A 20,518-nucleotide genomic window follows, 5' to 3' on the forward strand; every position below is an offset into this window, starting at 1 on the left:
TTGGATCAAGCCGTCTTCTGGCCACCTTGAGTTGGGGCTGGAGACGGCTTTTCTCTCCTCTGGATTTATGAATTTGATAGCTTCAATCGCTTTACTTATAAGCGTTTAAGCCTGTTTTTATGGGTAATTTATGCGCCTGCGTTCCACCATTGACTTTCTGCTCTACGACTGGCTGCAGGCCGAAGGACTGACCAGCCGCCCCCGCTTTGCCGATCATTCGCGCGACACTTTCGATGCGGTGATGGACACCTGCGAGCGCATTGCGCGCGAGAAATACGCGCCCTTCAACCGCACGGTGGATCTGCAGGAGCCGCAGTTCGACGGCGAAAAAGTCATCCTGCCTCAATGCACCTATGAAGCCCGCGAGGCCTATGCCGAATCGGGCATGCTCAGCGCGGCCCAGGACTACGAGATGGGCGGCATGCAGCTGCCCTATACCGTGGAGGCGGCGGCCAACTGCTTTTTCGCAGCGGCCTCCATCAGCATTGGCTCGAACATGCTGACCTCGGGCAATGCCAACGCCATCATGGCCCATGGCACCGAGCGCCAGAAAAAAGTCTTTGCCGCCAACGAGTTCAATGGCCGCTGGGCCGGCACCATGGCCTTGTCCGAGCCGCAGGCGGGCTCGTCGCTGTCGGACATCGCCACGCGCGCAGAGCCCGATGGCATCGAGCATGAGAGCGACGCACTGGGGCCGCGCTATCGCCTCAAGGGCAACAAGATGTGGATCAGCTCGGGCGACCACGAGATGACCGAGAATATTGTGCATCTGGTGCTGGCCAAGATTGCGGGCGCCGATGGCAAGACGATTGCCGGCGTGAAGGGCATTTCGCTGTTCATCGTGCCCAAGAAGCTGGTCGATGCCGAGGGCCGGCTGACCGGCGAGCGCAACGACGTGGCTCTGGCGGGCCTCAACCACAAGCTGGGCTGGCGCGGAACGACCAATACCTTGCTCAATTTTGGCGAAGGCAAATACCCGGTGCGCGGCCAGAGTGGCGGGGGCCTGGACGGCCGCGGTGCGGGCGCCATAGGCTATCTGGTCGGCAAGCCCGGGGAGGGCCTCAAATGCATGTTCCACATGATGAACGAGGCGCGCATCTCCATCGGCATGGCGGCCTCCATGCTGGGCATGGCCGGCTACCACGCCAGTCTCGAATATGCGCAAAGCCGCCCACAGGGCAGGCCCATAGGCGAGGGCGGCAAGGATGCGAGCCGGCCGCAGTCGCGCATCATCGAGCATGCCGACGTCAAACGCATGCTGCTGGCACAGAAGGCCTATTGCGAAGGTGCGCTGGCCCTGAACCTGCTGTGCGCCAGGTTGGTGGACGAGCAGTACACCGGCCAGAGCGAGGAGGCGGCAGAAGCCAGGCTGCTGCTGGAGGTGTTGACACCGGTGGCCAAGAGCTGGCCCAGCGAGTTCTGCCTGGAGGCCAATTCGCTGGCCATCCAGATCCATGGCGGCTATGGCTATACGCGCGACTTCGCGGTCGAGCAGTACTGGCGCGACAACCGCCTGAACATGATTCACGAGGGCACACATGGCATTCAGGCCATGGACCTGCTGGGCCGCAAGGTTGTCATGGACGGCGGCAAGGGCCTGCAGCTGCTGGCGGCCCGCATCAACGTGACCATTCAGCGAGCCATGCAGCATGAGAGGCTGGGCACCTATGCCAACCAGCTGGCGCGTGCGCTGGCCGATGTTGGATCAACCACCAAGGCGGCTTGGGCCACGGGCAATCCGCAGGAGGCACTGGCCAATGCCGTGCCCTATATGCAGGCCTTCGGTCATCTGGTGCTGGCCTGGATCTGGCTGGATGTGGCACTGGCCGTACTGGCCATGGACAAGGATCTGGCGATTGCGGCTCATCGCGGCAGCATGGCGGCGCAGCGCTACTTCTTCCACTACGAGTTGCCGCGCATCGGCGCCTGGCTACAGGTGGTCAAGGCGCGCGACATGACCTGCGCAGCGATGGAGGAAGAGGCGTTCTGAGCCTCGCAGCGCTGCAAAAAGGCCCGCGTCAGCGGGCCTTTTTCATGGGGCAGGTTCAGCTCAGGGCTTTTCGCAGTTGCCGCTCATACCCACCATGCCGGACAGCTTCTGAAGGCTGGATCGCTGCTTCAGGCAGTCCTGATAGCTGGCTTCGGAGGCCTTTTGCTGCGCGACCTGAGTGGCCTTGGCGCGTTCGGCGCGCAGCTGGGCGATGCGTTCGCGAATCTGCGGCATCAGTGCAGTGGCGGCCTTCTCGCCTTCCACAATCGCATGGCTGCGCTGCGCGAAGTCGGCCGGGCCGATGTCCAGCACCTTGGGACGAATGATGATGTCGGCTCGCGCCAGCTCGGCCTGGCCCAGCTTCTGGCCCATGATGGCAATCGACTGATTGAGCGCTCCCAGCATATTGGCCGGAGTCTTGCCGCTGGCCTTGTTGGAGATGTCCACGGCGATCACGATGTCGGCCCCCAGATTGCGCACGGCATCCACCGGCACGGGGCTGACAATGCCGCCGTCCACATAGTGGTACTTGCCGATGGTGACGGGCTGGAACACGCCCGGCACGCTGCTGGATGCGCGCACGGCCTGGCCCACATTGCCACGTGCGAACACCGTGCGTTCACCGTCTTCCAGGCGCGTGGAGATGGCGACAAAGGGCTTGGCCATCTGCTCCAGCGGCTTGCGGTGCACCTGTTCGTTGACATAGTCTTCGAGCTTTTGCCCCAGTACCAGACCGCCAGCGGACAGCTGCAGGTCGCGAATCTTGGCTTCGTCCAGGGCCACGGCTTTTTCCTGCAGCTCAAAGGCGTTCATGCCGCTTGCATAGAGCGCACCCACCACGCTGCCGGCGCTGGTGCCGGCCACGAACGAGGGCGTGAGGCCATTGGCCTCGAGCATCTTGATGACGCCGATATGGGCAAAGCCCTTGGCCGCGCCGCCGCCCAGCGCCAGGCCGATCTTGATCGGGGGGGCTGATGTGGTTGCGGTGGGCGGCTCGGGCGTCGCTGCGGGGCTGGGGGGATTGCTGCCGCAGGCGGCAAGGCCAAGCAGACTCAAACAGACCAAGGGGCGCAAAAAAACGTTCAGGCGCATGCCGGGAAATCCTGCTGTCATTAGGGCGCAAAGTATAGCGACGGGTGTTTGATGCGTTGACGTGCTGGTTTTGATCGTCAAAAAGCATAGCTGCCTGTGCTTGGCTGCAAATGGCTTGGGGCATGTATCCTTTGTTTGGCCTATGCGTGCCGATGTGGCTTTGCAGACAATGTTCTCATCACAAGCAAGTAGCTGGCCCGCTCTGACGGCGCGACAGGACGAACGCCTGTCGCCCTGTCCCTGTCGCAGGCCCGGCCCGATCAAGAGGCAGCAAATGTCGCAAAGCAATATATGGCAGGCCGGCGCCACAATGGCACAGGCCTCGGTCTGGTGGGTGGGCTTCGGCCTGGTAGTGGGAGTGCTGGGGGCGGCGCTGATCAGTCCGCTTTATGCGCTCTATCAGCAAGCCTGGCAGTTGCGGCCCAGCGATATCTCGCTGATCTATGTGCTCTATATGTGCGGCGGGCTGTGCGCCCTGCTGTTTCTGGGGCGCCTGCCTGACCGCATCGGCTTTGAGCGCGTGATGCTGTGCTTCCTGTGCCTGACGCTGGCGGGCACCCTGATCTCCATGCTGGCCTGGAATCTGCCCAGTCTGATCGTCGGGCGCTTCATGGTGGGGGTGTCGTCAAGCCTCATCACCATCAGCGCCACCACGGGACTGACGCTGCTGGCGGCTGACGGAGTCACCCGTCTGCAGCCTCAGCGCGTGGCCATGGTGGCCAGCTTTCTCAATGTGCTGGGCTTTGGTCTGGGGCCCTTGATCGGCGGCATGGCGGGGCAGTGGCTGCCTCAGCCCTTGACGACGGCCTATCTGGTGCCGCTGGTGCTGGGCTGCATCGGTGTGGCGGGCGTTGTCACGCTCAAGCTGCCGGAGTCGGTGCAGCGGGATGCGGGCCAGCCGGGGCAGGCCCCCGGACGTCTGCACTGGCGGGACTGCCTGCCGCGGCTGACCTGGCCTGTGCGCGAGGATTCCCTGGCTTTTGCACTGACCTGCGGCTATCCGTTCGTGGCGTTCGGCGTATTCGGGCTGTATGCCTCCATGGCACCGCTGTTTCTACAGCAGATGATTCCCTGGCGCGGCCCAGTGGTCAGCGGTACGGCCATTGCGGTGATCTTGCTCGTCTCAGCGGGCATTCAGCTGGTGGCTGCGAAATTGCCGCTGCACCGCTGCGGTTTTGCCGGCATGGCGCTGCTGGTGCTGAGCAACGCCATGCTGATGTGGAACCTGCAGATGCGCTCGACGCTGCTGTTCATCTTGGGCGTGGGCTTGACGGCACTGGGGCATGGCATGTGTATGCTGGCCGGCATGACCATGGTGGGCCGTCTTGCCAGGCCCGACAACCGGGCCGGCCTGTTGTCCACCTACCAGACCATAGGTCTGCTCGGCTCCATGCTGCCCATGTTGGCCGTGGGCTGGATCGCCGACCGCTGGAGCATTACGCTGGCCGTGAGCCTGTTTGCCGGTTTCGTCATGCTGTTGGCTACCCTGCTGGGGTTGGCATTTGCGCGCCATCCGCGCATGCGGGAGGCTGTGAACTGAGAGCAGGCTTGCAGCTCGTTTCTGTCAATTACAGAAGATGACTTTTATTAATTAAATGTCACAAATTCGGACAAATTTGTCCTACAGGGATGCGGGAAAAGTTCGTATCCGGGACAAAATGGTGCCTGGTTACAGTTAACTGTCATGTTTTTGCAAGCATTAAGGGAGAAATCGATATGACCAATATGTTCAAGCGTTCCGCCCAAGTTCTGGCCATTACCGCCTTGGCCTTTGGCTTGGCTGCCTGCGGCAAGTCCGAGGACAACAAGACCGCTGGCCAGAAGCTCGATTCCGCCATTTCCCAGACCGAGAAGGCTGCGGAAAATGCTGGCAGCAAGATTGAAGAAGGTACGGCCAAGGCCGGCGATGCAGCCGCTGATGCATTGGCCAAGGCTGGTGAGGCTACTGGTGCCGCCATGGAAAAGGCTGGCAACAAGATGGAGGAAGGCGCTGCCAAGGCGGGTGCTGCCCTCGATGACGCCGGCATCACCGCGGCCGTCAAGACCGATTTGATCAAGGCCCCGGAAATCAGCGCTCTGCAGATCAATGTGGACACCAAGGGCGGCGCAGTGACCTTGACCGGCACCGTGCCCAGCGAAGCCGTGAAGGCCCAGGCCGGCGAGATTGCCAAGGCCGCCAAGGGCGTGACCTCGGTCAACAACAATCTGACTGTGAAGGCTGGCTGAGACCTTTCAGACTGCATCTCGCATGAAGCCAGAGCGCGCAAGCCCTCTGGCTTTTTTGTGGCTGCATGGCACTAAGATCAGGGCATGACCCAAGCCGACCACAAGCTCTCCACCCATCTGATCCACCACCCTTACAAGCCACCCACGGACTTCGAAGGCCCTCAGCCTGCCGTGCACAAGGCCTCGACCGTGTACTTCGAGAATGTGCAGGCCATGCGCGAACGCCGTTGGCTGGACAAGAGCAGCTACACCTACGGTCTGCATGGCACGCCCACGACCTACGCACTGGAAGAGCGTCTGGCCTCGCTGGAGGGGGGGCTGCAGTGCCTGCTGGTGCCCAGCGGCCTGGCCGCGATTGCCACGGTGTCGTTGGCGCTGCTCAGGACGGGCGACGAGGTGCTGGTGCCCGATAACGTATACGGTCCCAACAAGACGCTGACCGAGGGCGAACTTGCCCATTTCGGCATTCGCCATCAGTACTACGACCCCATGAGCGTCGAAGACCTGGCGGCCAAGATCACGCCGGCCACCAAGCTGGTCTGGCTGGAGGCTCCGGGCTCGGTGACCATGGAGTTCCCGAATCTCGTCGAGCAGGTGCGCCTGTGCCGGGCCAGGGGCGTGACCATGGTGCTGGACAACACCTGGGGCGCGGGTCTGGCTTTTCGCCCCTTCGACCTGCTGGGCGATGGCAGCCTGGGCGTCGATGTCACGGTCCATGCCCTGACCAAATACCCCAGCGGCGGCGGTGATGTGCTGATGGGCAGCATCATCACGCGCAACCAGCCCCTGCATATGCGCATCAAGCTCGCGCACATGCGCCTGGGTCTGGGCGTGAGCGGCAACGACGCCGAAGCCGTGTTGCGCAGCCTGCCCAGTATCGGCCTGCGCTATCACGCACAGGATCGCTCGGCACGCCAGCTGGCACAGTGGCTGGCCACCCAGAGTGCGGTGGTGCAGGTCTTGCACCCCGCCATGCCTGACGCCCCGGGCCATGCTTACTGGAAGCAGCTGTGCGGACAAGGGCAGGGCCAGGATGGCGTGGCAGCCGGTCTGTTCAGCGTGGTCATCGACGAGCGCTTCGACCAGGCTGCCTTGGATCGCTTCTGCGACAGCCTGCGCCTGTTCAAGCTGGGCTATAGCTGGGGCGGGCCTGTGAGCCTGGTCGTGCCCTATGAGCTGCCCGAGATGCGCAGCCGTGCCACACCCCATATCAAGGCGGGGACCGTGGTGCGCTTTGCCATCGGCCTCGAAGATACGAGCGATCTGCAGGCCGATCTGGCCCAGGCGCTGCTCAAGGCCTTTGATTGATGCTATCTAAATAGGAGCTTTAAGCGATTATGAATAAAAGACTTTAGTATCATTGTTGTCTGAAATCAATAGTGGGTAGGCGCTATAAGCTCTTATTTTCATAGTAAAAATGCGGGAGGGCTGACATGCGGGCTTTCCGCAATGCAGATTCAGGGTCGAGCGGGTAACTTGTTCCTGTCAGCTGCCGCCACCGAGGCGCGGCACGGGCGCCAAGGAGGATCTCGCATGCAAGCTTCCCCTGTTTCCGAGGTCAAGGCCGAGTCCGGCAATCTGCAGATTCTGCAGCTGCGCTGGAGCGAGCCCTGGCAATGGCTGGTGCGCGGTCTGGGCGATGTGCGGCGCGCACCCATGATTGCGCTGTTCTACGGCCTGTGTTTCTGGGGCATGGCGCGGCTGCTGGCCTGGGTGTTTCGCGCCAGCCCCGAATATGTGATGTCCATGGCCAGCGGCTGTCTGCTGGTCGGCCCCTTCATGGCCATGGGCCTGTACTACGTCAGCAAGCAGCTGGAGCAGGGCAAGCCCGTGCTGCTGTCGCAGTCGTTGACCTGCTGGGACAAGCATCTGGCCAGCATGGGCATGCTGGTCATGGTGTTGATGGTGCTGGAGATGCTCTGGGGGCGCGCCGCCATGGTGGTGTTCGCCATCTCGTTCGATACCGGCATGCCCAGTACGGCCACCCTGCTGCAGACCCTGGTGCGCCCCGAGAACTGGGAGTTCCTGCTGGGCTACACCGCAGTTGGCGGGATATTTGCTGCCTTGGTGTTTGCCAGCATGGTGGTTTCACTGCCCGCCATTCTCGATCTGGATACCGATGCCTTGACGGCCTGCATCACCAGCATGCGCGTGGTGGGGGCCAACACGGGTGTGATGTTGCTGTGGGGGCTGATCATCACCGTGTTGATTGCGGTCTCGCTGCTCTTCTACAGTACAGGTCTGATCGTCATCGGGCCGCTGCTGGGTTGCGCCAGCTGGCATGCCTATAAAGCCAGCGTCCGCGCCGAGAGCAAGGAGGAAGCTGCTTGAGGCGCAATGAGGGGGAATGTCATGGAGTTCTGGAACTGGTTGAAAAAAGTCTTTACGCCCCAGCCAGGCGCTTCGGGCCACAGCACCGATTCGCCGCTGGCCTGGACTTCGGCGAGCAGCCGCGAAGACGGCAGCGACGTCTTCAACGACAGCTATTTTTGCGGCTCGGGCAGCCACGAGAGTGCCTGCAGCTCGGACGGCGGGGACTCTGGCGGTGATGGCGGAGGCGGCGGCGACTGAGGCCGCGCGGCGGTCGCTTATTTCAGCAGGGGCTTGAGCTTGGGCCAGACATTGGCCAGCATCTGGGGCTGGGCCTGGGCATTGGGGTGAATGCGGTCGCTCTGAAACCATCGTTCGGCGTCCGCAGCATCGCCGATGCCCGACAGCAGAAACGGCACCAGCGGCAGCTTTTGCGCGTCGGCAATGCTCCTGAACATATCGGCAAATTGCTCGGTATATGCCGCTCCATAGTTGGGCGGTACCTGCATGCCCACCAGCAGTACCTGGGCCCCGGCCTCCCTGGCTGCCTTGATCATGACTTCCAGATTCTGCTGTGTGCTCTGCAGCGCCAGGCCGCGCAATGCGTCGTTGCCGCCCAGCTCCAGAATAACGATGCCGGGTTCATGCTGCCTGAGCAGCGACGCCAGGCGCGCTCTGCCGCCGGCCGTGGTCTCGCCGCTGATACTGGCATTGACCACCTTGCGCGGGTTTTTTTCATCACTCATGCGCTGCTGCAGCAACTGCACCCAGCCCTTGCCGCGTGTCAGGCCGTATTCTGCGCTCAGGGAGTCGCCAAGCACCAGCACCGGGCCGGGTTTCGCGCCGGCAGCGGCCTTGGCCGGCTCCTTGTTTCTGGCAGGCGATGAGGCTACTGCCGCACCGCAAGCCCCTGAAATGGCGAGCGTCAGAGCAACAGCGATACAGTGACGGCGCTGCAGCGCAAAGTGCTGGCTGCGACTCTTGACGTTTTTGCTATCCAATTGATTCATGTCCAAAACTCTTGCCATTCCTTTGATTGCCGTTGAGCAACTGTCCAAATCGGTGAGCGATTCCACAGGCGTGCTGGATATTTTGCGGGATATCAATCTGAGTTTCACGGCCGGTGAAACAGTTGCCATTGTGGGGGCCTCTGGCTCGGGTAAAAGCACTTTGCTGTCGATTCTGGCCGGCCTCGATACCCCCAGTCACGGCACGGTCCGCCTGCTGGGCCAGGATCTGTTTGCACTCAGCGAGGACGACCGGGCGGCGGTGCGGGCGCAGAAGATGGGCTTTGTCTTCCAGAGCTTTCAGTTGCTGGGCAATCTCACGGCTCTGGAAAACGTCATGCTGCCGCTGGAGCTGGCGGGTCAGCGCGAAGCGAGGGCACGGGCTTCGCAGATGATGGAGCGTGTGGGCCTGGGTCAGCGTCTCAATCACTATCCCAGGCTGATGTCGGGTGGCGAGCAGCAGCGCGTGGCCCTGGCGCGTGCTTTTGTGGTGGAGCCGGCCGTGCTGCTGGCCGACGAGCCCACTGGGAGCCTGGACTTCGCCACGGGCCAGACCATCATGGAGCTGATGTTTGCACTCAACCGCGAGCGCGGCACGACCCTGATTCTGGTTACGCATGATCGCGAGATTGCGGCGCAATGTGATCGCAGCATCACCATAGAAGCCGGGCGCTCTGTCTGAAAAACAAAAAGGCCTGTGTGATCACAGGCCTTTGGGGATTTTTGCGCTTATCAAACAAGCGCTTGCAGCGATTCAATCAGCAGTCTCTGAGCTCAAGCCTCAGATGCGCGCGACTTCCAGTCCGGCCCTGCGCTCTGCGGCGCGGCAGGCGGCTGCGGTAAACAGCACGTCGGTCGAGGAATTGAGGGCTGTCTCGGTCGAGTCCTGAATCACGCCGATCACATAGCCGACCCCCACCACCTGCATGGCCACATCGTTGGGGATGTTGAACAGGCTGCAGGCCAGCGGAATCAGCAGCAGCGAGCCACCGGGTACGCCCGAGGCACCGCAGGCGCAGACCGCAGAGACCACGCACAGCAATATGGCCGTGGGGATGTCCACCGAGATATTGAGCGTATGGGCAGCGGCCAGTGTCAGCACGCTGATGGTGACGGCAGCGCCGGCCATATTGATGGTGGCGCCCAGCGGGATGGAGATGCTGTAGGTGTTCTCGTCGAGCCTGAGCTTCTGGGCCAAGGCCAGATTGACGGGAATATTGGCTCCCGAGCTGCGCGTGAAGAAGGCGGTCACTGCGCTTTCGCGCAGGCAGGTCAGCACCAGCGGGTAGGGATTGCGGCGAGTCTGTGTCCAGACAATGACTGGGTTGATCACCAATGCCACAAACACCATGCTGCCGACCAGCACGGCCAGCAGATGGGCGTAGTCCTTGAGTGCTTCCAGCCCGCCGGAGGAGAAGGTGGCGACCACCAGGCCGAAGATGCCGAAGGGGGCCAGGCGAATCACGCCTTGAATCACGCGGGTGATGGCATGGCTAAAGTCATCCACCATGGTGCGGGTGGTGGGTGTGGCGTGGCGTAGTGCCAGGCCCAACGCAATAGCCCAGGCCAAAATGCCGATGTAGTTGGCGTTCAGCAATGCATGGACGGGGTTGTCGAACAGGCTTTGGACGACGGTGCTCAGCACCTGGCTGATCTCGCCGGGCACGCTCTGGACTTTGGGCGCTTCACGAAAGTGAATCACCGAGGGAAAGAGCGCGCTGGCTGCAACGGCCACACAGGCCGCCGCCAGTGTGCCGAGGACGTACAGCCAGAGCACGGGCTTGATTTGCGTTGGCTGGCCGGGGCGGTGGCTGCTGACGGCCGCCATGACCAGCAGCAGCACCAGAACCGGAGCGACAGCCTTGAGCGCGGCGATGAACAAGCTGCCCAACAGGGAAACCGGCTGGGCGGCTGCGGGCCATAGCCAGGCCACCAGGCCGCCCAGAACCAGGGCAATCACAATCTGCAGCACCAGGCTGGTGCGGTTGAACCAATCGAGCAAGGCGTTGAGCATGCTGGGTATTCGTTATGGGATTGGAGGGGGATACAAGCACGCAAGCGACATGAAGAGGCTGTTGCGTGAATGCAGGGGCAACAGGCTCAAGCCTGTTGCCAGTCGTTCTGGGTGGCAGTGGAGCTTCATGTAAAGACTCGCACTCGGCAAAAGCCATGCTGGTGCTGCCTGATGAGCCGGTGCCTTGCCCGTTGGGGGCGCAGTGTAGCGGCAATGGAAAACCTCAGCTGTCAGCCCAGACATGGCCCTGCGAGTCTCAGGTCTGCCGTAAACGCCGGGATAATGTGGCCCCATGTCGTCCCCCAAAGTTCTTTTCGGCTTTCACGCCGTAGGCGTGCGTCTGAAGACCGCCCCCCAATCCATCATTGAAGTCTATTTCGAGGCTTCGCGTCGCGATGCGCGCATGCGCCAGTTTCTGGAGCGGGCCAAGGAAGCCGGTGTGCGTCTGATCGAGGCTGATGCCCTGCGCATTGCCAAGCTGGCTGGCTCTCACGGCCATCAAGGCGTGGCTGCACGCGTGGAAGAAGTCAAGGACACGCGCACGCTCGATGAGCTGCTCGACGACCTGCAGGAGGAGGGGGTGAAGGCCCCGCTGCTGCTGGTGCTCGACGGCGTGACTGATCCGCACAATCTGGGTGCCTGCCTGCGTGTGGCAGATGGCGCCGGCGTGCATGCCGTGATCGCTCCCAAGGATCACGCGGCCGGCATCAACGCCACCGTGGCCAAGGTGGCCAGTGGTGCGGCCGAGACCGTGCCTTACTTCATGGTCACCAATCTGGCGCGCACGCTCAAGGAACTCAAGGAGCGCGGCATCTGGATCATCGGTACCAGCGGCGATGCCGACAAACATCTCTATCAGATGGATCTGACTGGCCCGACAGCGCTGGTGCTGGGGGCCGAGGGCGATGGAATGCGCCAGCTCACCCGCAAGACCTGCGATGCGCTGGTCAGCATCCCCATGCAGGGCGCGGTGGAAAGCCTGAACGTGTCGGTCGCCAGCGGGGTATGCCTGTATGAGGCGTTGCGCCAGCGCCTGGCCGCAGCCGTTGCGATCAAGGCCTGAGTCGGCTTTCCGGGTACTGAAGCAAGGCGCGGCTGCGAGAGCAGCAGCGCCTTTTTTGAAGCTCCGGCCGAGTCGTTCTCAGACGGCAGGCAGATCGGCTGGCGTCTTGCAGTCCGGATGCAGCATGCGCTGTACGGTGCGTGCCAGCTCACCAATCTCCATGGGCTTGCTGAGCACCACATAGCGGCATTCCTGAGCATGCGGCACTTCGGCCTCTTCGCTGCTTGTCATGAGAATGAGCGGAATGAGAACATTCTCCCGCGCCAGCTTTTCCTGCATTTTCGCGATGCTCAAGGCACCGGAAAACTCATCGGCGGCAATGATGAGATCCACCTTCATGCCGCTGTTGATATAGCGCAGCGCGACTTCGGGTAAATATGCGGTCACGACTTGATAACCAAGTCCGTAGAGCACCTGGGCCATGGCATTGCGTGTGGCCAGATCGGGCTCGATGAGCAAAATCGTTTCCTGCCGGCCCGCAGGGGCCGAGGCTTGCGGGCTCTGCGGTATGACCGGTTGTGCGCGCGGAAAGTACAGGCTCACGATGGTGCCCAGGCCTGGGGTGCTTTCCACCTCGATCAGGCCCTGGACGTGGTCCATGAAGTTCTTGACCATGGGCAGGCCCAGGCCCGCGCCCTTGCCTTCGGGCTTGGTGGTGAAGAACATCTCGAAGATGCGGGCCTTGATCTCTTCACTCATTCCCGTGCCGTTGTCGGCCACGCTGATCATTACGTAGTCGCCCGCATGGCTGGCGCGCTTGAGCAACACGTTCTCCGCTGTCAGCGTGATCTGGCCGTGCTCTTCGGTGGCATCACGCGCATTGATGCAGAGATTGATCAGCGAGTTCTCGAAATACAGCTTGTCCACGCTGATGGGCCAGATGCTGCTTGCCATATGCAGCTGCAATTCAGCGTTCTGGCCGACGGCCTTGCTCAGCAGCGGCTCCAGATCCTGTACCAGCGCACGGGGGTCGGCAGCAGCCAGCTGCATGGATTTGCGACTGCTGAACCCCGTCAGATGCGATGCCAGGCTGCCTGCTTTCTGGATGGTGTTGAGTATCACATCCACATGCTCGAGCTGCTCGGGCTCACCCAACTGCTTTTCCAGCATGCCGGCATGCAGGCCGGTGATGAAAAGCAGGTTCTTCATGTCGTGCGCGACGCCGGCAGACAGCTGGTTCACCATGCCCATCTTCTGGGCCTGCGCGAGGTAGGTCTCGGCCTGATCCAGCGCCTGCTGCTTGAGCCTCAGCTGGTGGCTCAGCGTGGTGATCTGGTCGCGCAGTTGATTCTCGGACTGCCGGACGCTGTCTATGCTCAGGTTGGCGCCGACCCAGTAGAGAATCCTGCCCTGCGCATTCTTGACGGGAGACAGCGACGAAAAAAACCAGTGGTACTGGCCGTCATGGCGCTTGATGCGCAGCCGGTATCCTGTCGATTTTTCGGTGATCAGGGCGCGTGACAGCCCGGTGTTGACGGCCGCCAGATCGTCGGGATGCACGATATCAATCCAGATGCCTTCGCGCAGGCTCAGGAGGCGTACTTCCCGGTAGGCGTATTCATGCAGGGCCCGGTTGAGCCAGGTCACTTCTCCATGGGGTGTTGCAATCCAGACCTGGTAGGGCAGGTGGTCCAGAAAGGCCTCAAAGCGGTTGACATGTCCCAGCCCGAGTTCTTCATCGGGTTCACGAAACGAGGTTTCGGTAGGCAGTACATAGCATTGCACCGCTTCTGTCGTGCCAGCGCCTTGAATCGGTGAAAAATGCCAGAGCCCAGGGTGATCGGGCAGGTTTGCAGTCGCTTCCAGGCCTGTTTCCATGCACTGCCTGATAGCGAGCCTGGCTGTTTCCAGAATCTCGCGTTGGGGTATGCCGGGGGGCTGGTGGCTGGGTTGCAGAAGGCGCTGCAATGCAGGATTGGCAAAGCGCAGCTCCAACGTTTGGACATCAACAAGACCCCATGCCAATGCTGCAGGCGTCATGGCTTGCTGAAGTGCGAACAGTTGGCCCGATTCGTTCATATGCTGGTGTGGTGCAATATCAGGCAAAGAAGAAGCTCCGCAGATAAATTCAAGTATTCCACGTTGCAACTTGTTTTTTGAGGTTATAGCCTTGGTTCAAGCACTTATTGACAATTCTTCGACGTCCTTGGCCGCGATCGCCTGCGTGCGTCGCTGGCTGGGCGAGGCGCAGCGAGTGGCCGTGCTAACAGGGGCCGGTGTCAGCGCCGAGTCGGGAGTGCCCACTTTCAGGGAGGATGCAGACGGGTATTGGTCCCGGTTCAAGCCTGAGGAAATGGCCAGCGAGCTGGGGTACCGCCGCGATCCGGCTCATGTCTGGCGCTGGTACGAGCACCGACGCGCGCTGGTTGCCAAGGTGGCCCCCAATGAGGGGCACCTGGCGCTGGCGCGCTGGGCAAGGCAGCATCCCGGTCGAATGACACTTATCACACAGAATGTGGATGGCCTGCACCAGCAGGCGGGCAGTCAAGAGGTGCTGAGCCTGCATGGAGAGCTGAACAGCAATCGCTGGCTGAATCGCCGTTGTGCGTCCTGCGACCTGGAGCAGGCTGTCCCCGGGGAGCCGCCTCATTGCGCCGCCTGCGGCAATTTGCTGCGGCCTGCCGTCGTGTGGTTTGGCGAGTCTCTGCCCAGCCAGGTCTGGGCCAGGGCAGAGCAGGCGGCAGAGCAATGTCAGCTGATGCTGGTGATCGGCACGTCGGGCGCAGTCTACCCGGCAGCAGGTTTGGCCAAGATCGCACGGCGCAACCGGGCGCGCGTGGTCATCATCAACCCGCATGCCAGCGAGCTGGACTCGGTGGCGGACCAGATGATCGCCATGCCATCGGCGCAGGTGCTGCCGTTGCTGCTGCAAAGCTCCGACTAGGCAGGCATTGGAGCCAGCAGCGGCCTCAGGAAAGAGACTGCTTTGGCAGTTGAGGCCTGATCTGCCGAACCCGGAGCCTGACGGTACTGTTTTTTTACACCCAGCCCAGCGCACCCAGCGCCGCACCGCCAGCGAGCAGCCACAGCAGATGAATGCGGGTGCGCCATACCAGCAATGTGCACGCAAGGCTCAGCAGCCATAGCTTCCAGTCCTTGCCAGGGTTGCCGCTGGCACTGCCCAGCAGCCAGCCAGTGGCCAGCAGCAGACCGATCACCAGCGGAGCCATGCCTTGCTTGAAGGCGCGCACGCCGCGTTTGTCCCGGTTGCGCTGACCCCAGCGCGAGGCCTGCCAGGTCAGCAGCGAGCTGGGCAGCAAAATGCCCACCATGCATACGGCAACACCCAGTGCACCCAGTCCCCAGGCGGCAGGGCCGGCGCCGCCGCCCGCATTCAGTCCCACGTTCCAGCCCAGCAGGGCGATGAACAGCACATTGGGGCCGGGGGCGGCCTGGGCAATGGCGATGGAGCTGGTGAACTGGGTTTCCGAGAGCCAGTGGTTGCCGTCGACCAGATAGCGGTGCATATCGGGCGCGGCGGTGATGGCTCCACCCACGGCCATCAGCGACAGCGTCAGGAAATAGGCAAAAAGATGCAGCCAGTCCACGGTCTGCAGCGCGATCGCCAGCGGGCTCATGCCAGCCTCCGGTAGGTCAGCACACAGCCTGTTGCGCCCACCAGCAGCAAGGCCCAGAACAGCGGCAGGCGCAGCACGGCCACCAGCACAAAGGCGGCGATGGCCAGCCCTGCGCAATACCACTTGCCCAGCGGGTGCTTGCGCAGCGTGCCGGCCAGCTTCAGGCCCATGCCCGCCACCAGCCCTGCCGCCACGGCGCCCATGCCGCGCAGTGCTCCGGCAACGGCCGGGTTGGCCGCGAACTGCGTGTAGACCAAGGTGAGGCTGATGACCACCAGCATGGGAAACGTCAGCATGCCGAACAGCCCCACGATGGCGCCGCGCCAGCCGAAGTAGCGTTCGCCCAGCATGATGGAAAGATTCACCACATTGGGCCCGGGCATGATCTGCGCCACGGCCCAATCCTCCATGAACTCCTCATTGCTCAGCCATTGGCGTTTTTCGACCAGTTCGCGCTGCACCACGGCCAGCACGCCGCCAAAGCCCTGCAAGGCCAGAAAGGTCAGCGACCAGAACAGTTCGCGCAGATGGCGCGGGCGTGGCCGCTCGGCTAGCGGCAAGGACGGTGGGGCGGGCGAGCTCATCGGGCGGGTCTCAAGGCCTCAGGCAGAGAGTGATCGGAGTCAGCTGTGGATGCTAATCCGGGCGCCTGTCTTCGGATCGGCTCGAGCCATCTTCAGTAGAGAAGGGTGTATCGATCACTTTGATGGCTCCTGTTGCCGGAGCGCGACGCCTGGCGCAGTTCAGAGGTCGCCCAGGATCTGCTCCAGATCAGCGTCGTCGGCATCGGCCTCCAGGCGCAGGCTGCCCTGTATGTGGTCCAGGTGGCTGAGCATCAATTGCTCTGCCAGCTCGCCATTGCCCGCGATGATGGCATCGACCACGGCTTCGTGCTCATCCACCAGGCAGCAGGTGTTGACCGCCGATTCATACAGCGAGATCGTCAGGCAGGTCAGTGTGGACAGTTCACGCATGCTGCGCAGCAGCGCGGAGTTGCCGGCCAGCTCCGCCAGCAGCACATGAAACTCGCCGGACAGGCGCACCGTGGCTCGCTTGTCGGAGTTGGCACGTGCTTCGCGCTCCTGCTTCAGATGGGTCTGCAGGCGACGGATCTTGCTGTTGTCCATGTTCAGAACAAGGCGACGCACAATGCCTGGCTCTATCAGTCGGCGTGCTTCAAAGACGTCCAGCGCCTGCTCGATGCTGGGTTTGGCGACAAAGGCTCCGCGCTGCGGGAACAACTCCACCATCTGGTCGCGGGCCATGCGGGCAAGGACCTCGCGCACGCGAGCCCGGCTGGTGTTGAAGATATTGGCCAGCCTGTCTTCGCCGAGCTTGGTTCCCGGCAGCAGTCGGTGCTCATGGATGGCTGTGGCAATGCGGGTTGCCATTTCATCCACGGTAATTTCAGATCGAGATGTATTGCTTCGATTGTTCACTTTTGTAGTGTCTTTTGTCGACATGTAGGTGAATTCTAGTGTCACACGGCATGTCGGCTTCGAACGTCCCGATTGAGGTTATCCCGCAGTGTGCTCAGGGCAGCTGGCTCAATAGCTGGGTGAGCCCCGGGGGGAGGTTCTTGAAGTCCTTGCGTGGAGGTTTGGCAAAGCTGCCGGCGCGTGCTGGAGCGGGAGCCAGCGAGACCAGGCTCTGTGCATGGTTGACTGCGCTGGAGACACCATCAACGGCCGGTACCGGCAAACTCTGCTTGATGGAGCGGGCGAGGCCGGCCAGCGGGGCGCCGGCAATGATCAGTACGTCGGCGCCATCTTCTCTGACCGCTGCTTCGCACAAGGCCTGCAGGCGTGCGGCATGGTCGTCCTGCACACTTCCGATGTCTCGCAGAGGCTCGTCCAGGCAGCGAATGCTGGCCAGTCGGTCGATGAGTCCGTTGCGCTCGACCATATCTCGGTACCAGGCGGTAATGCGCCTGGAGATGGCGATGATCGAAAAGCGTTTGCCGAGCATGCATGCGCTCATGAGCGCGGATTCGGTCATGCCCAGTACGGGAATGTCCAGGGCCTCGCGCAGGCCTTCGAGACCGGGGTCGCCAAAGGCAGCCACTATGACGGCGTCATGCCGCGCGGCATGGGTTGCGGCCAGCTCGGCTACAGCGTAGGCGGCAATCATGGCCTCGAAGCGCGTCTCGATATAGGCCACGCCCATAGGGGCAGTCAGCATGGTGATTTCCGTACCCGAAGCAGCGGCTAGCCTCGCCTCTTTCTCTATCAAGGAAGTGACGCTCTCGGAGATATTGGGATTGATGATGAGCAGTTTCATGGTGTGTGCTCCGGTTCAGAAGCGGGGTGCAGGTCGCTTGGGCAGCAATGTGGGGGCTCCACGCTGCAGGAATCGTCCCTGGCCGGCTCGGGCCTGGAACTTCTCGCCATCCCAGACGATCTGGCCGCCCGACAGGGTCAGGCAGGGCCAGGCCTTGATCAACTGGCCTTCGTAAGGAGTATGGTCCACGTTGTGATGCAGGTCGCGGTTGTTGATGGTGCGCTCGCCCTCCTGCCAGACGACCAGGTCGGCATCGGCTCCTATGGCGATGCTGCCCTTGCGCGGATGCAGCCCATAGACCTTGGCCGGGTTGGTGGAGGTCAGTTCCACGAAGCGGTTCAGCGTCATGCGTCCAGCCAGCACGCCGTGGGTATAGAGCAGGGACAGGCGAGTCTCGATGCCCGGGATGCCGTTTGGGATATGGCTGAAGGACACCTCCTGGCCACCCGGCTTTTTGCCTTCCGGGGCGTCGTAGTTGAATGGCGCATGGTCGGATGAGAATACGGTGAAGAGGCCGTCATTGAGACCGTTCCAGATGACCTCCTGGTTGGCCTTGTCGCGTGGCGGCGGGCTGCATACGCACTTGGCGCCCTGGTAGCTGTCGTCCAGGCCCAGGTCTTCTGCGCTCAGGAACAGGTATTGAGGGCAGGTCTCGGCCATGATGTTCATGCCGTGGGAGCGCGCCCAGCGGATCTGCTCGACAGCCTCGCGGCCCGAGACATGGACGATGAGTATCGGCACATCTGCAAGCTCCGAGAGCGCAATGGCGCGGTGCGTGGCCTCGCGCTCCACCAGCATTGGGCGCTAGACTGCGTGATAGCGGGGGGCGGTGCGGCCGCTGGCTTCCAGGCGCTTGGTCAGCCATTGGATGCAGTCGGCATTCTCGGCATGGATCATGGCCGTGGCATCGTATTTGCGAGCCACGTCCAGAACATCGAGAATCTGACCGTCATCGAGCTTCAGATCGTCATAGGTCATGTAGATCTTGAAGGAGGTGTAGCCTTCCCGGATCAGCGCGGGCAGTTCGTTTTCCAGTACTTCCGGGGTGGGGTCGCTGACGATCATGTGGAAACCATAGTCCACACATGCTTTGCCTTCTGCGCGGCGATGGTAGTCGGCCACGGCTGCGCGCAAGGACTGGCCTTTGGCCTGGGCGGCAAAGGGGATGACCGTGGTGGTGCCGCCGCAGGCTGCAGCGCGGGTGCCGCTTTCGAAGTCGTCTGCCATGCGCACGGGCGGTTCCATGGGCTGATCCAGATGGCAGTGGGCATCGATACCGCCCGGTGTGACCACTCGGCCTTGAGCGTCGTATTCGTGGGTGCCGGAAGGCAGCTTGTTGCCCAGCTGGGCGATCTTGCCGTTGCGGATGCCGATGTCGGCTTCAAAGATGTCACTGGCGGTTGCGACTTGCGCATTGCGCACCACGATATCGAATTCGCAGGGGTTCATGTTCGGGGTCGGTTCTACGTTGAAAGTGAGTGGCTGCCGGTGCTGGCATGACTGTGGTGATGTGTGTGGCGCGCTCAAGCTCGATGAGGCAGTGGCTGCTTCGGAGGGGCTTCCTTTGTGTACCGAGGAGGCAGGAGCGGCGCTGCGTCGGCAGGCCGCTCTGGCTGTCTTCATGCCTGAGGCTTACACGGGTACCTTCTTGCTGTAGTCGATCAGCAAGGCCGAGCAGATGAACAAGCCCACGCCTGCGCCGGTGAACATCATCAGCGCCATGAAGTAGGAACCTGTTGCCTGCACGATGAGCCCCACGATGATGGGCACGCCAATACCGGCGCAATTGCCGCCGAGGTTCATGACGCCGCCCAGAAAGCCGACGCGATTGCGGGTTCCGATCAGGGAGGGGATGCACCAGAACAGGCCGCACCAGCGCAGGAAGAACAGGGTGATGGACAGCAGGATGACGACCGTGACGGGGTCGGTGATCTGCGAGACACCATAGATGGCGATGGTGGCGATGATCGATGCAATGCCGAACAGAGTGCGCAGCACGGTGGCCTGGTTGCCACCTTTCTCACGCCATTTGTCGGCGATCCAGCCGCCGATCATTTCTCCCACGAAGCCGGAGAAGAACATGGCGAAAAGCGCGCCGCCCATGGCCTTGATGTCCATGCCGTGCACCTTGGACAGGTAGGTGGGCATCCAGGTCAGTAGACCGTAAAAGAGTGCGTTGAAGCACATCCAGCCAAAGAACATGCCCCACACCGAGCGGTACTTGAAGAAGTCCAGCAGCTTGCCCTTGCTGGTGCCGGCGTCGGCCCTGGCGTCTTCGGCATGTGCTGCTTCGATGTGACGGGCTTCGGCCTCGTTCACGCCGGAATGTTCGCGAGGGTGGTTGCGGATATAGGACCAGGCAAAGTAGCCCGCGATCATGGTGCCGACGCCGGCGACCACGAAGGAGATGCGCCAGGAGCCGAAGAAGGCGATCAGGCCTGCAATGATGATGGCCGCCCAGGGCGGCGCCCAACGGTGCGCCGCCGTCAAGCAGCGTGGCACCGCGGCCGCGCTCGTTCTGGGACATCCAGATGCCGTTGAGCTTGCCGCCGGCCGGGTAGATGGGGGCTTCGGCGGCTCCCAGGCCCAGGCGTGTCAGCAGCAGTGGGAACCAGCCCGTGGTGAAGGCGGCGATGGTTTGAAACAGACCCCAGCCCAGAGTGGCGCCGGCGATGACGGAGCGCGGGCCGTATTTGTCGGCAAGCATGCCTCCCGGGATCTGCATGAAGGCATAGGTCCAGAAAAAAGAGCTCAGCAACAAGCCCTGCATGGCAGGACTTAGATCGAATTCCTTGGCAATCATCGGCATGGCTACCGATAGCGAAGCTCGGTCGATGTAGTTGATCGAGATGAGGAACAACATCATCAGGAAGATCTTCCATCGGACTTTGGTCGGAGCCTGCGTGTGCTCCGCTGCGGCTGTGGTCGGGATATGCATCTTCGGGGTCACTCCATCCA

Annotated in this window: 17 protein-coding genes and 2 pseudogenes; 9 read left to right on the forward strand and 10 right to left on the reverse strand. The window is 62.1% G+C overall.

Annotated elements, in window-relative coordinates; genetic code table 11:
• Positions 1 to 130 precede the first annotated feature (130 nt).
• Positions 131 to 1,990: an acyl-CoA dehydrogenase gene (locus QYQ99_RS22875; protein WP_302090147.1), complete on the forward strand. Its 1,860-nt coding sequence runs from the start codon at positions 131 to 133 to the stop codon at positions 1,988 to 1,990.
• 60 nt (positions 1,991 to 2,050) lie between these two features.
• Here QYQ99_RS22875 and QYQ99_RS22880 read toward each other — a convergent pair whose 3' ends face one another.
• Complete coding sequence (locus tag QYQ99_RS22880; protein ID WP_302090148.1) at positions 2,051 to 3,082, reverse strand: patatin-like phospholipase family protein; 1,032 nt, start codon at positions 3,080 to 3,082, stop codon at positions 2,051 to 2,053.
• Between the two features lie 274 nt (positions 3,083 to 3,356).
• Here QYQ99_RS22880 and QYQ99_RS22885 point away from each other — a divergent pair, with 274 nt between their 5' ends.
• The 5 genes from QYQ99_RS22885 to QYQ99_RS22905 all read left to right on the forward strand — a co-directional run bounded on the left by QYQ99_RS22885 (position 3,357) and on the right by QYQ99_RS22905 (position 7,879).
• Complete coding sequence (locus QYQ99_RS22885; RefSeq protein ID WP_302090149.1) at positions 3,357 to 4,622, forward strand: MFS transporter; 1,266 nt, start codon at positions 3,357 to 3,359, stop codon at positions 4,620 to 4,622.
• 176 nt (positions 4,623 to 4,798) lie between these two features.
• Complete coding sequence (locus QYQ99_RS22890) at positions 4,799 to 5,308, forward strand: BON domain-containing protein (protein WP_302090150.1); 510 nt, start codon at positions 4,799 to 4,801, stop codon at positions 5,306 to 5,308.
• Between the two features lie 84 nt (positions 5,309 to 5,392).
• The gene (locus tag QYQ99_RS22895; protein WP_302090151.1) at positions 5,393 to 6,616 is read left to right on the forward strand and encodes a PLP-dependent transferase; all 1,224 of its coding nucleotides are present in this window, start codon (positions 5,393 to 5,395) and stop codon (positions 6,614 to 6,616) included.
• 225 nt (positions 6,617 to 6,841) lie between these two features.
• Positions 6,842 to 7,639 carry a DUF2189 domain-containing protein gene (locus tag QYQ99_RS22900; RefSeq protein WP_302090152.1) on the forward strand — a complete coding sequence of 266 codons (798 nt, stop codon included), beginning with the start codon at positions 6,842 to 6,844 and terminating at the stop codon, positions 7,637 to 7,639.
• 21 nt (positions 7,640 to 7,660) lie between these two features.
• Entirely contained in the window at positions 7,661 to 7,879 is a 219-nt protein-coding gene (locus QYQ99_RS22905) for a hypothetical protein (RefSeq protein ID WP_302090153.1), read from the forward strand.
• A gap of 17 nt (positions 7,880 to 7,896) precedes the next feature.
• On the opposite strand, the gene QYQ99_RS22910 is transcribed toward QYQ99_RS22905, so the two are convergent.
• Positions 7,897 to 8,628 carry an arylesterase gene (locus QYQ99_RS22910; protein WP_302090154.1) on the reverse strand — a complete coding sequence of 244 codons (732 nt, stop codon included), beginning with the start codon at positions 8,626 to 8,628 and terminating at the stop codon, positions 7,897 to 7,899.
• Here QYQ99_RS22910 and QYQ99_RS22915 point away from each other — a divergent pair.
• Positions 8,627 to 9,307, forward strand: coding sequence for an ABC transporter ATP-binding protein (locus QYQ99_RS22915; protein WP_302090155.1), 681 nt, complete (start codon positions 8,627 to 8,629; stop codon positions 9,305 to 9,307). The genes QYQ99_RS22910 and QYQ99_RS22915 overlap by 2 nt on opposite strands.
• Positions 9,308 to 9,406: 99 nt before the next feature.
• On the opposite strand, the gene sstT is transcribed toward QYQ99_RS22915, so the two are convergent.
• Positions 9,407 to 10,639, reverse strand: a complete 1,233-nt coding sequence (sstT, locus tag QYQ99_RS22920) for a serine/threonine transporter SstT (protein ID WP_302090156.1) — start codon at positions 10,637 to 10,639, stop codon at positions 9,407 to 9,409.
• A gap of 292 nt (positions 10,640 to 10,931) precedes the next feature.
• On the opposite strand from sstT, the gene rlmB reads away from it, so the two are divergent.
• Positions 10,932 to 11,702: a 23S rRNA (guanosine(2251)-2'-O)-methyltransferase RlmB gene (gene rlmB, locus QYQ99_RS22925; RefSeq protein WP_302090157.1), complete on the forward strand. Its 771-nt coding sequence runs from the start codon at positions 10,932 to 10,934 to the stop codon at positions 11,700 to 11,702.
• Positions 11,703 to 11,780: 78 nt separating this feature from the next.
• Here rlmB and QYQ99_RS22930 read toward each other — a convergent pair whose 3' ends face one another.
• Positions 11,781 to 13,721 carry a hybrid sensor histidine kinase/response regulator gene (locus tag QYQ99_RS22930; protein ID WP_302090158.1) on the reverse strand — a complete coding sequence of 647 codons (1,941 nt, stop codon included), beginning with the start codon at positions 13,719 to 13,721 and terminating at the stop codon, positions 11,781 to 11,783.
• 91 nt (positions 13,722 to 13,812) lie between these two features.
• Here QYQ99_RS22930 and QYQ99_RS22935 point away from each other — a divergent pair, with 91 nt between their 5' ends.
• Positions 13,813 to 14,586: an SIR2 family NAD-dependent protein deacylase gene (locus tag QYQ99_RS22935; protein WP_302090159.1), complete on the forward strand. Its 774-nt coding sequence runs from the start codon at positions 13,813 to 13,815 to the stop codon at positions 14,584 to 14,586.
• Between the two features lie 94 nt (positions 14,587 to 14,680).
• On the opposite strand, the gene QYQ99_RS22940 is transcribed toward QYQ99_RS22935, so the two are convergent.
• The 6 genes and pseudogenes from QYQ99_RS22940 to QYQ99_RS22965 form a co-directional block, all read right to left on the reverse strand.
• Positions 14,681 to 15,280: a chromate transporter gene (locus tag QYQ99_RS22940; RefSeq protein ID WP_302090160.1), complete on the reverse strand. Its 600-nt coding sequence runs from the start codon at positions 15,278 to 15,280 to the stop codon at positions 14,681 to 14,683.
• Positions 15,277 to 15,864, reverse strand: coding sequence for a chromate transporter (locus QYQ99_RS22945; protein WP_302090161.1), 588 nt, complete (start codon positions 15,862 to 15,864; stop codon positions 15,277 to 15,279). The genes QYQ99_RS22940 and QYQ99_RS22945 overlap by 4 nt, the downstream gene beginning before the upstream one ends.
• 159 nt (positions 15,865 to 16,023) lie before the next feature.
• Positions 16,024 to 16,671 carry a GntR family transcriptional regulator gene (locus tag QYQ99_RS22950; protein ID WP_302093252.1) on the reverse strand — a complete coding sequence of 216 codons (648 nt, stop codon included), beginning with the start codon at positions 16,669 to 16,671 and terminating at the stop codon, positions 16,024 to 16,026.
• A gap of 142 nt (positions 16,672 to 16,813) precedes the next feature.
• Positions 16,814 to 17,560 (reverse strand): aspartate/glutamate racemase family protein, encoded by a 747-nt coding sequence (locus QYQ99_RS22955; protein WP_302090162.1) that lies wholly within the window; start codon positions 17,558 to 17,560, stop codon positions 16,814 to 16,816.
• Positions 17,561 to 17,575: 15 nt separating this feature from the next.
• A pseudogene (gene hydA, locus QYQ99_RS22960) lies at positions 17,576 to 19,009 on the reverse strand (dihydropyrimidinase).
• Positions 19,010 to 19,192: 183 nt separating this feature from the next.
• A pseudogene (locus QYQ99_RS22965) lies at positions 19,193 to 20,498 on the reverse strand (MFS transporter).
• Positions 20,499 to 20,518: the final 20 nt, after the last annotated feature.

Source organism: Comamonas testosteroni (genome assembly GCF_030505195.1).
GTDB lineage: Bacteria > Pseudomonadota > Gammaproteobacteria > Burkholderiales > Burkholderiaceae_C > Comamonas > Comamonas testosteroni_G.

Excerpts from the sequence above, each read along its gene's own strand:
- rlmB (WP_302090157.1), top strand. The coding sequence starts at position 10,932 with ATGTCGTCCCCCAAAGTTCTTTTCGGCTTTCACGCCGTAGGCGTGCGT.
- QYQ99_RS22895 (WP_302090151.1), top strand. The coding sequence starts at position 5,393 with ATGACCCAAGCCGACCACAAGCTCTCCACCCATCTGATCCACCACCCT.
- QYQ99_RS22940 (WP_302090160.1), bottom strand. The coding sequence starts at position 15,280 with ATGAGCCCGCTGGCGATCGCGCTGCAGACCGTGGACTGGCTGCATCTT.
- QYQ99_RS22880 (WP_302090148.1), bottom strand. The coding sequence starts at position 3,082 with ATGCGCCTGAACGTTTTTTTGCGCCCCTTGGTCTGTTTGAGTCTGCTT.
- QYQ99_RS22900 (WP_302090152.1), top strand. The coding sequence starts at position 6,842 with ATGCAAGCTTCCCCTGTTTCCGAGGTCAAGGCCGAGTCCGGCAATCTG.
- QYQ99_RS22930 (WP_302090158.1), bottom strand. The coding sequence starts at position 13,721 with ATGAACGAATCGGGCCAACTGTTCGCACTTCAGCAAGCCATGACGCCT.
- QYQ99_RS22890 (WP_302090150.1), top strand. The coding sequence starts at position 4,799 with ATGACCAATATGTTCAAGCGTTCCGCCCAAGTTCTGGCCATTACCGCC.
- QYQ99_RS22885 (WP_302090149.1), top strand. The coding sequence starts at position 3,357 with ATGTCGCAAAGCAATATATGGCAGGCCGGCGCCACAATGGCACAGGCC.
- QYQ99_RS22905 (WP_302090153.1), top strand. The coding sequence starts at position 7,661 with ATGGAGTTCTGGAACTGGTTGAAAAAAGTCTTTACGCCCCAGCCAGGC.
- QYQ99_RS22955 (WP_302090162.1), bottom strand. The coding sequence starts at position 17,560 with ATGAAACTGCTCATCATCAATCCCAATATCTCCGAGAGCGTCACTTCC.
- QYQ99_RS22915 (WP_302090155.1), top strand. The coding sequence starts at position 8,627 with ATGTCCAAAACTCTTGCCATTCCTTTGATTGCCGTTGAGCAACTGTCC.
- QYQ99_RS22945 (WP_302090161.1), bottom strand. The coding sequence starts at position 15,864 with ATGAGCTCGCCCGCCCCACCGTCCTTGCCGCTAGCCGAGCGGCCACGC.
- QYQ99_RS22910 (WP_302090154.1), bottom strand. The coding sequence starts at position 8,628 with ATGAATCAATTGGATAGCAAAAACGTCAAGAGTCGCAGCCAGCACTTT.
- QYQ99_RS22875 (WP_302090147.1), top strand. The coding sequence starts at position 131 with ATGCGCCTGCGTTCCACCATTGACTTTCTGCTCTACGACTGGCTGCAG.
- sstT (WP_302090156.1), bottom strand. The coding sequence starts at position 10,639 with ATGCTCAACGCCTTGCTCGATTGGTTCAACCGCACCAGCCTGGTGCTG.
- QYQ99_RS22950 (WP_302093252.1), bottom strand. The coding sequence starts at position 16,671 with ATGGCAACCCGCATTGCCACAGCCATCCATGAGCACCGACTGCTGCCG.